This is a genomic window from Silvibacterium bohemicum (assembly GCF_001006305.1).
Classification (GTDB): Bacteria; Acidobacteriota; Terriglobia; order Terriglobales; family Acidobacteriaceae; genus Silvibacterium; species Silvibacterium bohemicum.
Genome location: NZ_LBHJ01000004.1, coordinates 331,472 through 344,783, shown reverse-complemented (window position 1 = coordinate 344,783; position 13,312 = coordinate 331,472). Strand labels below are relative to the sequence as shown.

10 protein-coding genes are annotated in these 13,312 nt (G+C 59.9%); 3 read left to right on the top strand and 7 right to left on the bottom strand.

Going from position 1 to position 13,312, the window contains the following annotated elements:
- Positions 1-27: 27 nt before the first annotated feature.
- A complete protein-coding gene (locus XX99_RS12090; protein ID WP_197081881.1) occupies positions 28-2,823 on the bottom strand; it encodes a PIG-L family deacetylase in 2,796 nt (931 codons plus the stop codon).
- A gap of 294 nt (positions 2,824-3,117) precedes the next feature.
- On the opposite strand from XX99_RS12090, the gene XX99_RS12085 reads away from it, so the two are divergent.
- Positions 3,118-3,531, top strand: coding sequence for a nuclear transport factor 2 family protein (locus XX99_RS12085; RefSeq protein WP_050059648.1), 414 nt, complete (start codon positions 3,118-3,120; stop codon positions 3,529-3,531).
- A 189-nt stretch (positions 3,532-3,720) separates the two neighbouring features.
- Here the strand turns inward: XX99_RS12085 and XX99_RS12080 are convergent, their stop codons facing one another.
- Positions 3,721-4,674, bottom strand: a complete 954-nt coding sequence (locus XX99_RS12080; RefSeq protein ID WP_050059647.1) for a carbohydrate kinase family protein — start codon at positions 4,672-4,674, stop codon at positions 3,721-3,723.
- A 96-nt stretch (positions 4,675-4,770) separates the two neighbouring features.
- Here XX99_RS12080 and XX99_RS12075 point away from each other — a divergent pair, with 96 nt between their 5' ends.
- Complete coding sequence (locus XX99_RS12075) at positions 4,771-5,793, top strand: YncE family protein (protein ID WP_050059646.1); 1,023 nt, start codon at positions 4,771-4,773, stop codon at positions 5,791-5,793.
- A gap of 7 nt (positions 5,794-5,800) precedes the next feature.
- Here the strand turns inward: XX99_RS12075 and gabT are convergent, their stop codons facing one another.
- From gabT to XX99_RS12050, 5 genes are all read right to left on the bottom strand, one after another.
- Positions 5,801-7,159, bottom strand: coding sequence for a 4-aminobutyrate--2-oxoglutarate transaminase (gene gabT, locus XX99_RS12070; RefSeq protein ID WP_050059645.1), 1,359 nt, complete (start codon positions 7,157-7,159; stop codon positions 5,801-5,803).
- A 30-nt stretch (positions 7,160-7,189) separates the two neighbouring features.
- Entirely contained in the window at positions 7,190-8,662 is a 1,473-nt protein-coding gene (locus tag XX99_RS12065) for an aldehyde dehydrogenase family protein (protein ID WP_197081880.1), read from the bottom strand.
- Between the two features lie 10 nt (positions 8,663-8,672).
- Positions 8,673-10,130 carry an APC family permease gene (locus XX99_RS12060; RefSeq protein WP_050059643.1) on the bottom strand — a complete coding sequence of 486 codons (1,458 nt, stop codon included), beginning with the start codon at positions 10,128-10,130 and terminating at the stop codon, positions 8,673-8,675.
- Between the two features lie 59 nt (positions 10,131-10,189).
- Entirely contained in the window at positions 10,190-11,560 is a 1,371-nt protein-coding gene (locus XX99_RS12055; RefSeq protein WP_184084887.1) for an aspartate aminotransferase family protein, read from the bottom strand.
- 82 nt (positions 11,561-11,642) lie between these two features.
- Positions 11,643-11,882, bottom strand: coding sequence for a hypothetical protein (locus tag XX99_RS12050; protein WP_050059641.1), 240 nt, complete (start codon positions 11,880-11,882; stop codon positions 11,643-11,645).
- Between the two features lie 325 nt (positions 11,883-12,207).
- Here XX99_RS12050 and XX99_RS12045 point away from each other — a divergent pair, with 325 nt between their 5' ends.
- Complete coding sequence (locus XX99_RS12045; RefSeq protein WP_156185952.1) at positions 12,208-13,287, top strand: ABC transporter substrate-binding protein; 1,080 nt, start codon at positions 12,208-12,210, stop codon at positions 13,285-13,287.
- Positions 13,288-13,312: the final 25 nt, after the last annotated feature.

Here is a 13,312-nt window from a genome sequence, read left to right as displayed (position 1 = left end):
TACGGGCCCTTATAGCGTCGAAGTTCGTTATTTGGCAGCAGAGTTGAAGGCTGGGTTAGCTCCGAGGCTCACCAGGTTGGCCAGTATCCGATAAGCTCCCGGAATCGCCGCAGGGAACTGCCGGTAGAGTGCAAACGCAGCGTAGATATAGGCGCCCTTTCCATAGCGGGCGTAGAGCAATCCACCCCGCTGCGGGTCCTGACCTGAATCCGCCGTCTCGGCCAGCGCCTGATAGTGTTCGTCCCACGACTGCATGAAGCCGTGGCCGCGCTCTTCTACCCAGCCATCGAAGTCAGCCGAGGAGATGCTGTTCGGCCAGGAAAACAGCGGTTGCGAGGGGTTCTGCAGCTTCACCGCATCGGTCTCGTCCACCACCTTCTCCGCGTTGCCGCTCAATGTATAAGGATAGGGACCGTAATTGTGGTCGAACTCCGGACTCTGGTATTGCACGATCACGATCCCCCCCTGCTTCACATAGTCCAGCAGACGCGGATTGTTCGCCGTCAGATCGGGCCGGTTCGAATAGGCGCGGATTCCCACGAGGATGGCGTTGTAGCGGCTGAGGTCGGCGCTGGCCAGATCGACTGCGCTCAACATGTGCGGATGGATCCCGAGTTGAGAGAGCGCTGCCGGCGTCTCGTCGCCCGTGCCCATCACGTATCCCACGTTGAGGCCGGGCGCGACCTTTACGTCGACGCCGCGAGTCGTATAGGTTGCAGGCTTGTAGAGGAAGTACGGCCGCATCCCCGGGTACCCAACTGTCTCAACGCCCTCGCGAAACTCGCTGTTGCCGCTCTGCGCTACAACCTTGACGTCGTAACTCTGCGCGGCCAGCGCGGCAGGATGAAGGATGAACGCCACCGGCAGTACTTCATTGGGACGCAGGTGAAAGGTCTGGGTCGGTGGATCGGATGTCCAGCCCGCCGGCAGCGTCAGGCGCAACGTTCCGTCTGCGGAATCCTGCTGGTAGTTTTTAACGGAGACGGCGAGCGGAAAAGATGCCGTTCCCAGCGGCACAATCCCCGCCTGCACACTCAGGTTCACCGAAATCCGCGGCATAACTACCAGCGGCTGGAAAAGGTTTCCGTATCCATGCACGCGGTGATTGGTCTGCACGACCTGTCCTACACGCAGCTCAGCGCCGTTGTAGGTAAACTTCGCCCAGCCCGCAACTGGATAGGGTGCGAAAGGCAGATTGAGCAGGCTGGGGTCAGCGATATCGTAATAAGGCTGCTCCGGTGAGGGCCTTGTGAAGTAGGGACGCGTATATTCCGCGTCGCGTGGCGCCGTCACCCGGTACAGCACATCGCCTTCCTGGCTGCTTGCGGTGTCGAGCCCCGGAGCGCCCATCCGCTCCAGCTTCCACCCTTCTTTTTCTGGCGTTGCCAACCAGCTGCCCGTCAGGCGAAGAGGTCCACCCGTCGTCCACGGCGCGGCGCTGGTGATGTGTAGCCGGACATCGAACTGCGCGCCGGGAGTCACCGACGTCGGCGTCTCCTCGGCGCTGATACCCAGCTTGGTCGGCTGATTTCCGGTCTTGGGAATCACGAGCGCGTTCACCTGCAGCCCGAGAGCCTCGACCAGCGCGGTATTGAACTGCGCCAGCTTGATATTCAGCTCGTACACCACATTTGCCTTGTCGTCAGCGCTCAACGAACTGGCGTTCACCGTTTCGATCAGGGCCTTCGTCTCCAGATAGCCCTGCGCTAGTTCGGGAGCGATCTTTGCCGGGTTTGCGGGCAAATAGTTGAACGTCGCAGTCGCCACATGCTGGTCGATTGCCTTCAGTGCCGCGGTAAGAAAGGCCGTATTCCCATGGGCTAGGGAAGCGATGCCCGGAAGCGAAGTGTCGATGCCGTCGAAAAAGTTGGACTCCTGTTCCGGTTGTCCACCAGAGGGCGAATCCACTCGCGACCCATAGCGGTGATACTCCACGTCGAATGCTCCCGCCAGCGGAGGATTGCCCCCGCCGTTCTGCGACTTCTGCTGGCTCCATCCCTCGCGCGACATCTGTATATAGGAGCGTCCCAGGATCGGATCGAAGCGCCCTTCCTCAATCGCGACATCAACGGCCGGGACCTTGTCCGACGATTGCTCCTTCACGTAATCGTAGAAGCGTACCGGCGCCCACTTGTTGGTGGCATAGTCGTACATGCCCTTGCTGGTAATGGAGAAGAAGGGCAACCGCGCATACACTTTCAGCGGAGACCAGGGCCGCAGGCCCGCGGCAATCTGATCGGGAAAGATGGAGGGATCGCCGGCCATCTTGAAGACCTCTTGGGCGGCCTCACCCGACACCTGATGGTGTCCATGCCCGTCGGTAATGTTTCCCGTGAAGACTGAGGTCAGCACGAGGGGACGATACAGCCGCACCGCATGAACTACGTCGTAAAGCACCCGGTCGCGTCCCCATTTCTCATGGGCTTCGTCCAGAGTCTTCGAAAAGCCGTAGTCGGCGACGCGTGAGAACATCTGCTCGGTTCCGGAATATTGATCGGCAAGGAGCAGTTCATTAGTCCGGATCAGTCCCAGAGCGTCGTCCGCCTCACCCGACATCGCATTCTGTCCACCTTCGCCGCGATTCAGCGTCAGAATGGCCGTTCGCGCCCCGACTCCTCGGGATTCAAAAGTGAGCATGCCGCCGTCTTCATCATCCGGATGCGCCACGATCATCATCAGGCTGGCCCAGGTGTGCAGCTTCTTCAATGTCTGCGCGAGGCCGTCCGCCCCGCGATCCTCGGGTAGCGTTTGCGCATCGGGAGAAGCCGTAATCGCCGTCTGCCATGGAGTCACCTGCGCTGAAAGGGCGGGAACAGAAAGCAAGCTAGCAATCGCTAGGACAGACGCTGAGCAGTGGCGAATGAAGGCGGCAACGTTCATATGTATTGCAGTGTACAGTCGTCGTGCATCGCGCCCGTTCGATCGGTTTCATCGATAGCGAATATTAGTATTTGAGTAACTCACAGTGCGAGTTGTTTACCATTTGTTAAATAGTATAAGGCATAGTAAATATTGAGTATTTGTTATTTAAAGGAGTTTGTGTTGACCCGACGTATTAACAGGACCCTTGCGGTTGCGGTCTGCCTGATCGTGGTTCTTGCTAAAGGATACTCAGCAATGGCTCAGCAGCCTTCTGCGGAGCAGCAAAAGGTCGTAGACGTCATGGACACGTTCTTCGCTGCAGCTCATGATGACGACCTCACGAAGTTCCACTCCGTCACCGCGCCGGGGTTCTATATCTACGACAACGGCGCTCGGTTCAATGGTGACTCCATAATGAATCTGATCAAGGGTCTGCACGCCATGGGCAAGCACTATGAGTGGTCCGTGACCGAACCTGACGTTCACATTATGAACGGAAACGTCGCCTGGATCGCTTATGTCAATAAAGGCACGATCACAAGCGCATCCACCACTATGAATCAACAATGGCTGGAGTCTGCGTTTTTCGAAAAGATAGCGGGCCGGTGGAGGATAATGTTCATCCATAGCACGCGTGTTCCCGCACCCCCACCAGCAGCGTCGAAGTAAACGCGTTCTGCACTCTTCTTGTATCGAGATTGTCCGTGTGCTAACGAGCGTTTCCCGGGTGCCCCAGGTCTCGCTTCTGAGACCTGGGCCGACCACATTCCGCTACGGAGCCTGAGGCCGTCCCGATGCGAGCCCCTCCTTCGCGCAATCTTGGGCGAAAGGAGAGACCACTCAACAGCGTTGGTTCCGTCAGAACCTATCAGCTTTCGATGCAAACTCCGCCGCGTCGTGGCGCACGCCAACAGCCAACAGCTCTTCAATGGCTGTTACGGTCTGAATGCCGCCGCGCGCGCCTTCGCCGCTGCAATTCAGAGCGGCTGCCGCACAAGCGAAATCCAGTTGCCGATCGAGTGGCCAGCCCTGCAGCAGCCCATAGATAAATCCTGCATGGAAGATGTCTCCTGCGCCGGTCGTATCCACCACCGGGACATCGTATGCCGGGACGTGATGAAATGCGCGACCATCCCAGGCCAGCACACCCTGCGGACCCAGGGTGGCCGCAGTGATGCGGTTCCCGTAGCGCTGGTGCATCCGTCGCAGCGCCTTCTCGAGATCGCGTTCGCCGGTAAGGCGGCCGGGAAAATCCCTGCTCACAATGAGGTAGTCGATGTTTTCTAACAGCGCTTCGACTCCGGGATAAATCTCGTCCAAATCGGCGACGACCGGAATACCGTCCTCGCGGGCCCAGCCTGCCGCGACCGTGGCCGCGGCCGTGTCGTAGCCATCGATATGCAGCACCCGCGCATTTGCGATCCATTCGCGGTCAAGCTCGGCAGGTTGTAGTGCCAGCCGCTCATCGCGGCGGTTGAGCACGGTGCGCTCGCCCGTGGCGTCGACCAGAATCAGCGATTGCGCGCTCGATCCGCCAGGAACGGTGACGATCCGCGCTTCCACTTCGGCTCGTGCAAATTCCTCGTGATGCAGCAGTGCCGCATCGTCCTCGCCCAGCTTGCCCACATAGCGTGTACGCAGGCCCCACTGCGCGCAGGCCATGATGGCAGTAGCCACCTGCCCTCCCGGCAGCACAACTGCGTTGCGGTACTCGCCCTTCGCGCCCCGCTCGGGGTAGGTCGATACGTGGATCATCGTATCGGTTGCATTTAGCCCCACGCCCACTACATCGACCCTGGAAAACTGCGCCATCTTTTAACTGTAAATGGAATTGCCCCGATTGCGATTGGCGGGCGTGACGGAGTAGCCGGTTCGCCGAAGCCGCAGAGTTGAGAGTAGCCTAGAAATATGAGAGTTGCGTCCGCCGTTCTCGCCGCCATCCTTTGCTTTCCCGGACTCATATCCGCGCAGTCGACGCCGAAGGCCGCACTGCTCGCGTTGTCGAAGCAGGATCACACGCTGGCCATCGTCGATCCTGTCACGCTGAAGGTTGTTGCCAAGGTGCCGGTAGGCGAGGACCCGCACGAAGTAGTCGCCTCGACCGATGGCAAGACTGCTTACGTTTCAAACTACGGCTTCGGCGCCTTTCATACCCTCGCTGTAGTCGATCTTGTAGCGCAGAAGCCGCTGCCCCCGATCGATCTTGGCGCGCTGCGCGGCCCACATGGACTTACCTTTGTCGGAGGCAAGACCTGGTTCACCGCCGAACTTGCGAAAGCCATCGGCCGCTACGATCCGGCGACAAACAAGATTGACTGGATCCTCGGCACCGGCCAGAATCGCACGCACATGATCTATGTTGCGCCGGATATCAAGCGCATCGTAACCACCAACGTGAACTCCGCCACGGTAAGCATCATCGAGCCCACGCCGCTGCCGCGCCCGCCCGCGGCGCTGCCCGGCGAGCCCGCTCCGACGATGGATTGGAATGAAACTGTCGTTAAGGTGGGCAACGGCTCGGAGGGCTTCGACGTCTCGCCTGACGAGAAGGAAATCTGGGTTGCAAATGCCAAGGATGGGACCGTCTCAGTGATCGATATTGCTGCGAAGAAGGTGGTCGATACGCTCGATGCCAATGTGCACAGCGCGAATCGGCTCAAATTCACGCCCGATGGGAAGCATGTGCTGGTTGCGAGTCTAGAGCAAGGCGATCTCACTATCCTCGACGCGGTTACGCGCAAGGTCATCAAGCGCCTGCCTGTCGGTCATGGAGCGGCGGGCATCGTGATGCAGCCGGACGGCAAACGCGCCTATGTGGCCTGCACACCCGACAACGATGTCGCGGTCATCGATCTGCGCACGTTTACAGTCGTAGGGCATGTCGATGCCGGCCATGGACCGGACGGCATGGCCTGGGCCGTGCGCCGTTAAGGCATCTTTAGTGAGTAGCAGCAGCTACTTCGTTGATCTCCGGAGCAATCGCGCTGAGGCTATCTTCGATGACCGTGAGCGCTTCGGCGAAATCCTCTTCCGAGATCGTCAGAGGCATGAGCAGGCGAACGACGTTGTCATACGTTCCAGCGGTGAGGATGAGAACTCCCTTTTGCAGGCAGTGTTGCGCAAGTTTTTTGGCGGCAGCGGCATTGGGCGATCCGTCAGGATGCGCAAATTCCAGCGCCTGCATGGCGCCCACTCCCCGCACGTCAGCGATGAAGGGATGTTGGCGTTGCCACACACGCGCCTTCTGCTGAAAAGTCTTTCCGAGCAGCCGAGCTTGAGCGAGCAGCTTGCCGTCGGCGAACTCTTCGATGACGGCCAACGCTGCCGCACAGGAAGCAGGGTTGCCTCCAAACGTCCCGCCGAGCCCGCCTGGGCCGGGCGCATCCATAATTTCCGCACGGCCGGTAACGGCTGCGATGGGCAGACCTCCGCCCAGGGATTTTGCGGTGAGGATGAGATCGGGTTCTAGGCCGAAGTGGGTGCAGGCGAAGAGCTCGCCGGTGCGCCCGAAGCCGGTCTGCACTTCATCTGCGATGAATACGATACCGTGACGGTGGCAAATATCGGCGAGCGCGTTCAGAAAGCCGTCGGGCGGTACGACGAATCCGCCCTCGCCCAGGACAGGCTCGACGATCACGGCGGCCACATCTTCGGCAGCGACTAGGCGGCGGAAGGTGTGGTCAAGCATGGCCTCGACCTCCTTCTGCTTGACCGGTCCGCGATGACTGAGGCGCTGATCGGCAGGAATGCCGAAGGGGATGCGGTAGACATCGGACATGAAGGGTCCGAAGTGATCCTTGTAGGGATGCGTCTTGCTGGTGAGTGCGAGGCCCAGCATGGTGCGGCCGTGGAAGGCATCTTCCACGCAGAGCACGGCGTGGCGTCCGGTGTGGGCGCGGGCGATCTTGATGGCGTTTTCGACCGCTTCGGCCCCGCTGTTGGCGAGGAAGGTCTTCTTCGCGAAGTTGCCGGGGGTGAGCGCGTTCAGCTTCTCGGCCAGTTCGACATAGCTCTCATAACCGCTCACGGTGAAGCATTGATGCAGGAAGGCGTCGAGCTGCGCGCGGATCGCTTGGATGACGCGCGGGTTTCGATGTCCGACATTTGTGCAGCCGATGCCGCCACCTAAATCGATGAGCCGATTGCCATCGACATCCTCGAGCATGGCGCCTTCGGCGTGCCGGATGAAGAGCGGGGTCGAGGCGTAGAGGCCGCGCGGAACAGCCTGACTGCGCCGTTTGGTGAGAGCGCGGGACTTGGGTCCGGGAATTTCCGTCTTGAGCTTGATGTTGGACATGATTTGGAACCATCTCTGTTGCAAATATTTCTAATACCAGCCAATCGGTTGCTCGTTCAGGTTGATGTGAACCTGTTTTGTCTCTAAGTATTCGTCGATGCCATGCAGGCCGAGCTCTCGTCCAAAGCCGGATTGCTTGTAGCCGCCCCACGGCGCTTCAACGTATGTGGGCTGCATGTGGTTGACCCAGACGATGCCGGCGCGAATAGCCTTGACCATGCGCAGCGCCTTGTAGATGTCGCGGGACCAGACGGCAGCGGCTAATCCGAAGGGCGTGTCGTTGGCAATCCTCAGCGCGTCCTGCTCATCTTCGAAGGGAATGACCGTGGCCACCGGGCCGAAAATCTCTTCGCGCGCGATGCGGGCGGAGTTATCGACGTCATAGAAGATGGTGGGTTCTACGTAGTAGCCGCGTTTGAACGCTGCGGGCTGGCCGCCTCCAATCGCGACCTTGGCTTCCGAGCGGCCGAGCTGTTGATACTTGCAGACGCGCTCATATTGTTCGCGGCTGACCAGCGGGCCCATCTTGGTTTCGCGGTCGAGCGGTGCGCCGAGCTTGATGTTGCGCGCCTTCTCGGTCATGGCTTCGACGAATTTCGAATAGATCGACCGCTCCACCAGCACACGGCTGCCCGCAGAGCAGACTTCTCCTTGGTTGATAAATACGCCGAAGAGCGCGCCATCGATGGCGGCTTCGAAGTCGGCATCGGCGAAGAAGATGTTGGGCGACTTGCCGCCGAGCTCGAGCGTCACGCGCTTGAGGGTGTCCGCAGCCGACTTCATGATGAGCTTGCCGACTGCCGCCGAGCCAGTGAAGGCGATCTTGTCGACGCGGGGGCTTTCAACGATGCGCGCGCCTGCAGTCTCGCCGAATCCGGTGACGATGTTGACCACTCCCGGCGGCACTCCCAGCTCGGGTAGCCATCCGGCGAGCTTGAGAGCGGTAAGAGGGGTCTGCTCCGCCGGCTTGAGCACGCAGGTGCAGCCTGCGGCCAGCGCGGGCGCCAGCTTCCACGCGGCCATCAGCAGCGGATAATTCCATGGGATGATCTGGCCGGCAACGCCGACCGGCTCTTTGAGCGACAGGCTAAGCGCGTTGTCGGGCACGGGATTCACAGTTCCCGAGACCTTGGTCGCCAGGCCGCCGTAATACTCGAAGCACGTCGCCGCGTCGGCGATATCGTATTCGGCTTCGACGATGGGCTTGCCGGTGTTGCGGCATTCGAGCTCGGCAAGCTGCGGCGCCTCGGCGCGCAGCTTCTCGGCGATGCGGAAGAGAATGCGTCCGCGCTCCTGAGCGGTGGTCTGCGGCCATCCATCGAGATCGAAGGCTCGCCGCGCTGCGGCAATGGCCGTGTCCATCTCGGAGTTGGTGGCGTCTGGAATCTCGGCGAGAATCTCTTCGGTCGAAGGATCATAAACCGGAATGCGTTTGGCCGATGAGCTTTCGATCCACTTGCCATCTATAAACATTGCTTCGGGAGTGCTTTGTGTAACTGCCATAGGTCAGTCCTTAGAGAGTTCCTTTGCCAGAGCCGGAGAATGCAGGGGTGACAGCGGCGATGGGTTCCGATGCCGGCGCGGTGTTGCGCGCGTGGCGATAGAAGAGATAAGCGGAGCCGAAGACCAGCGTGCATCCGGCGATCAATTTGGTTTCGTAAAGCCAGATGGAGTTGACCTGCCGCGAGGGCACGAAGGCCACGCAGAGTCCGACGAGCGTGGCCAGCATGCCGGCGAATCCATTGGCCAGTAAATAGGGCTTGGACGCATTCAGCGGCACGCGCTCATCGAAGGTGTGTTTGAGGAGCGCGGCGAACAGATAGCAGGAGGGCAAGAGCTGCAGGATGACTGCGAGATCAAGCAACGTGAGATATGCCTCGCCAACGGAGACACCGAGGAAGCTCATCAACGTAAGTAGAGCGGAGAGAGCCGCATAGACAATGAGGCTGATATAAGGCGTGCCGTAGCGCGGATGCACGCGGCCAACGATGGCGGGCAGATAGCGGTCGATGCCGGCAACGAAGGGCAGACGTCCCGCGCCACTGAACCATGCGGATGCAGTGCCCAGGATCGCAAGGCACTCCAGGAAGGCCAGGGGAGCCACGATGAACAGCAGGCCATTGCGCAAGGACATGACATTGATGGCCTGCAGTATGCCGGAGAGGATGCCGATTTGTTCGTGAGGCAGCGCGATGAGCATGGCCATGGTGGTGCCGAGATAGATGGCAGCCGCGGCGAGCCCTCCCCAGAAGATAGCAACAGGGAGATTGCGCTTGGGCTCGCGAATCTCGTCTCCCATGATCGACGCGAGGTCGAGGCCCACGAGGCTGTAGCAGATCGTCCCGAAGGCTGCCAGCAGACGCCAGTCATGGAACTGCGGACGCAGGTCCGCGCGATGAAAGGCGCTGTCATGATGATGCAGCGTGAGCGCGGCGAGCAGGACGACGACAGCGGCTCCGCCGATGGTGCCGACCCCGCCGAGGTTATTGATCCACTTGCCGAGTTCGAGACCGCGGACATTGAGGATCAGCAGAAACAGCAGCAGGCCGATAGCCATGCTTGCCGTGAACGCGGGGCTGTCAGCGAGCTTTTGAATGCGCGGGCCGAAGACATAAACGCCGACCCCGACACAAGAGAGAACGACTGTAGGCAGATAGAAAACATTCGATAGCCAGTAGCACCATCCAGCGAAGAAGCCATGCTCTTCGCCGAAGCTGCGTTTAGCCCACAGATAGATGCCGCCTTCGCCCGGCCACTTCTGCGAAAGCTCGGTAACGGCTGCGCCCTGCGGCCAGAAGAAGAAGAGCATGGCCGCGATCCACAGCCAAAGAGTAATCGGGCCAGAAGCGGAGATGGGCGGCACCATGTTGAGGTTGGCGACCGCAACGATGAACAGCAGGATGAGGTCTCCGCGCCCGAGGACGCGCTTGAGACCCGGTGTGTGGTTGCTGCCCGGCACGATCTTTCCCAATCGTTGCCTCCTGGAGTTCGGCGAGCCAAGATGAAGCCATCCTGGCCCGCTATTCGTTCTTATACCGCCGCGTGCACTGCACTCTCCTGCTGCGCCTGCGCAATCGCTGGTGCCAGCTCTTCGAAGGCCGAGAGATGGCGATCGATATCGGCCAGGGAGTGCGCGACGGATAGCGTCCACTGCTCGTCCCACCAGTAAGGCTGCGGCATCACACCGCGATTGACCATGCCAAACCAGTAGAGGCGCCAGAGATCGGTATCTACGGTAAGCCATTCGCGGTAGTTGCGAATCTTCTTGTTGTAGAAGAGCAGCGCGCCATTGGCTCCGGCGCTCTCGATGTAGCCCTCGATGCTATTTTTCTTCACGATCTGCTTGTAGCCTTCGACCAGTGCTTCGCCCACCTTCGCGATATGTGCGTAGCCTTCGGGCGTCAGCACATGATGGAACGTCGCGAGTCCTGCGGCCATCACCAGCGGATTCGTCGCGTAGGTTCCGGCGTGGAAGACCTTGTGCTGCGCGATCATGTTCATCACTTCTTTTTTCGCTGCGAAGGCGGCCAGCGGAAAGCCTCCGCCGATGGATTTTGCCAGCGTGACGATGTCGGCTTTGATGTTGAAGTACTCGCAGGCGCCACCGCGGCCGAGCTTGGCCCCCGTCTTCACCTCGTCGAAGATCAGCAGCGCGCCTTCTTTGGTGCAGATCTCGCGCAGCCCTTCTAGATATCCTGCAACCGGTATGCAGATGCCGATGTTCATCATGATGGGCTCAAGGATGATGCAGGCGATCTGGCCCGGATTCTCCGCGAAGAGGCGCTTGATGGCGTCGAGATCGTTGAACTGCGCGACCAGCGTGTTCTTGACCGTGTCATGCGGAACTCCTGCACCGGCCGGCACCTGGGTGGGGCGATCAGGATCGCCATAGTGCTCGGCGCTGGGCTTCATGCTGACCATCACCGAGTCGTGCACGCCGTGGTAGCCGCCCTCCATCTTGATGATCTTGTCGCGGCCGGTGAAGCCGCGAGCCAGGCGAATGGCATGCATCGTGACCTCGGTCCCGCTGCTGCCAAAGCGCGCCTGTTCCAGAGGAAAGCGGGTGCAGATCTCTTCGGCGAGTTCGTATTCGAGAGTGTGGGGCATGCCGTACATCGTTCCCACTTCAAGGCGTTCCTGCACCGCGGCGACCACGGCGGGATGGCAGTGCCCGGCCATGAGCGCGCCGAAGCAGAGGTTGAAGTCGATGTACTCGTTGCCATCGAGGTCGTGGATATGCGAGCCTTTCGCATCTTTTACGAAGAGCGGCCAGGGCTCATAGCTGCGGAAGTTGCTGGCGACGCCGAGGGGCAGGCGCGGCTCCGCTTTCTTTAGCGCGGCGCGCGATGCGGGTGTGCGCGATTCAAACGAAGCGAGTTCTTTCTCGAGAAGCTGGTGCATGGGGATCATCCTTTGCCCGGAAGGGCGTTAGGGTTAACCAGGCAGCGCGAATGCGAATCTTGAAGTACTTGTCGGCTGCGAATCAGGCGCGAGAAGCGCACAGGAGAGACTCGCTGCGGGCGTACCGGACGAACCAGCGCTGACGGCAGTAGGTTCCGGCGATGCGGAAGTGGCGGGCGATGATCTGCGGAAAGATCGCCTTGCCGATGCGAAGGAAGCCGGGAAGGCGACGGAAGGCAGGCTCTCCCGCTCGAACGGGAATGACTCCCGAACGATTGATACCGGAGCGGCGACAACCATCGCATTGAGGAGAGAATGCCACTGCGGTGAGGTCCTTTGCTTACTTCTTCTGGCTATTCTTGTTAATTCGGGCGGATGAGGCCGGCCCGGAAGCCCGCAGAACACAACCCTTTTCCTAGTGTCTCAGGAAAGACGTTGCCACGCGGAAAAGCTTGTAGTAATTTTGCAAAAATTAGTAAATTTCGCATTGCGTGTCAAGTAAAACGTGATCGTCCTTCGCCGCGGCTGGCTTTAGGCTCACTCTTGCCGCACAATGCTTAACGCAGCGCATCTGTCTTCCGTCAATCATCCTTATGGGCCGCCTTCGGTAACTCACGTCGAGCGCTCTGCGATTTGAGGAGCAGCATTTGTCAATCTTGCGAGGGAAGGCACAGCGTCTCCTCCTATGCTGCAGTTTTGTGCTGCTCGCTTTCCTCGCCAGCTGCAAGAAGCCCACGCCCACGCTAAGCCTGCTGGTGTGGGAGGGCTACGCTGATCCCTCTTTCATTCAAGGCTTCGAGGCCACTTGCCGATGCAAGTTGACGGCTGCCTACATGGGCTCGAGTGACGAACTGGTGGCCAAGCTGCGGGGCGGCGCGGCTTCCAACTACGATGTGATCTCGCCGTCGAGCGATGTTGCGACGATGCTGACGCGCTCCGGGCTCGTGGCGGCGTTGGACCTGAGTAAGATTTCCAACTACTCGCAGCTTTCGCCTACGCTGACCGGTATGCCGCTGGTGAAGAATGCCGGCCAGGTCTACGGAGTGCCACTTACCTGGGGACCGAATCCTCTCCTGTACGACAAAACGGCTTTCCCACAGGCGCCCGCAACATGGGCCTCGCTATGGGATCCGAAATACAAGGACAAGCTCTCGCTGTGGGACGATCTCTCGACCGTGTACATGGCCGCGCAGGTGCTCGGCTTCGGCAAGGAAGATCCGGCGGCGATCTACAACCTGAGCGATGCGCAGCTGGAGCAGGTTAAAGCAAAGCTTCTTGCTCTCAAGCCAAATGTCCGCAAGTTGTGGACCACGGGCGGCGAACTCACCAATCTCTTCCAGAACCATGAAGTGATCGCAGCCATGGGCTGGCCGCTGGTCACGAACCAGCTGCACAAAGCCGGCCTGCCGATCGTGGAAGAGATTCCCGCCGAAGGAACAACAGGCTGGATCGACCATCTGATGATCACGTCAGCGAGCGAGAACAAGGAACTTGCCTACGCGTTGCTGAACTATATGATCTCGGCGCAGACGCAGAAGATGCTGAGCGATGTGACCGGGTACGATCCGGCGAATCCGCAGGCTGCGGCGTTGATGACCGCAGAGCAGCGGCATGGGCTGCATCTCGATGACATCGACGCGTATCAGAAGCAGATCGTCTTTTGGCAGGATGTGCCGCGCCGAGCGAAGTACACCGAGATATGGAATGAAGTAAAGGCGGCGCAATGAGCGCGGGAACGGCAGTTTCGATGAA

Excerpts from the sequence above, each read along its gene's own strand:
- XX99_RS12085 (WP_050059648.1), top strand. The coding sequence starts at position 3,118 with ATGGCTCAGCAGCCTTCTGCGGAGCAGCAAAAGGTCGTAGACGTCATG.
- XX99_RS12080 (WP_050059647.1), bottom strand. The coding sequence starts at position 4,674 with ATGGCGCAGTTTTCCAGGGTCGATGTAGTGGGCGTGGGGCTAAATGCA.
- XX99_RS12075 (WP_050059646.1), top strand. The coding sequence starts at position 4,771 with ATGAGAGTTGCGTCCGCCGTTCTCGCCGCCATCCTTTGCTTTCCCGGA.
- gabT (WP_050059645.1), bottom strand. The coding sequence starts at position 7,159 with ATGTCCAACATCAAGCTCAAGACGGAAATTCCCGGACCCAAGTCCCGC.
- XX99_RS12065 (WP_197081880.1), bottom strand. The coding sequence starts at position 8,662 with ATGGCAGTTACACAAAGCACTCCCGAAGCAATGTTTATAGATGGCAAG.
- XX99_RS12055 (WP_184084887.1), bottom strand. The coding sequence starts at position 11,560 with ATGCACCAGCTTCTCGAGAAAGAACTCGCTTCGTTTGAATCGCGCACA.